At 65.2% G+C, this 773-nt stretch carries 1 protein-coding gene; it reads right to left on the bottom strand.

The annotated features are described in order from the left end of the window. Positions 1–71 precede the first annotated feature (71 nt). Positions 72–773, bottom strand: a 702-nt coding sequence (locus tag A5694_RS14260) for a PE-PPE domain-containing protein (RefSeq protein WP_064922487.1), incomplete at its 5' end; no start/stop codon positions are given.

The raw sequence follows: 773 nt of genomic DNA, 5'->3' as shown, positions 1-773 counted from the left end.
GCGTCCACCCGGTCCTCGTCGAGCACGGCCACGTGCCGATCGTACAACCGAATGGTTGTACGTTGTCAAGGTCAGGCGTCGGGGAACCAGTAGTCGAGTGTCTGCTCGACCCCGCCCCAGTCGATACCCATCCAGTCGGTGAAGAAGCCTTCGATGTTGCCGAAGGCGCTGTACACAAGTGCCACAATCGAATTGAACAGGGCGTCTATCCCGGCGCTGTCGAGCAACCCGCTACTGAAGGCGTTGAGCCAGGCGCTGAACTGGTCGATGTCACCGGAGATGTCGACGTCGGTGATCATGCCGTCGGTGGTGGCGATGTGGTTGGCCACCTGTTCGGGGGTGAGCCCCAGATACATCATGTGCTCGTAGAACAAGCCGAGCTCGGAGGTGGAGGTGGGGTCGGTGACCGGGTCGCCGGGGATCGTGTAGTCGGTTACCGCGAACCAGTTGTTCGGGGTCTGGACGCCGGACAGCAGAGCGGTGTCGAAGAAGTCGGGGGAGGAGGCCCCGCCCCCGTCCAGCGACGCGGTGTCCGCCCCCACCGGATTGCCGATGAACACGAAGTGCAGCAACTCCGGGGGGACGCCGTCGTGGGCCAGCTGCGCCATCGCGATCGACCCGGCGGTGGCGCCCTGCGACCAACCGAAGACCCACAGTGGGTGGTCGGCATCGTAGGCGTCGGGGTTGGCATCGAGTTCGGCGTGCACCGCCCGCACGATCTCGGCGGCCCCGACAAAGCTGCTGTGGCCCTGCTGGATCAGCGCTGGGGTGGA

It is taken from the genome of Mycolicibacter sinensis, assembly GCF_001667945.1.
In the GTDB taxonomy this organism is placed as follows: Bacteria; Actinomycetota; Actinomycetes; order Mycobacteriales; family Mycobacteriaceae; genus Mycobacterium; species Mycobacterium sinense_B.
The sequence above is the reverse complement of the archived record's forward strand: the minus strand, read 5'-3'. Positions and strand labels throughout refer to the sequence as shown.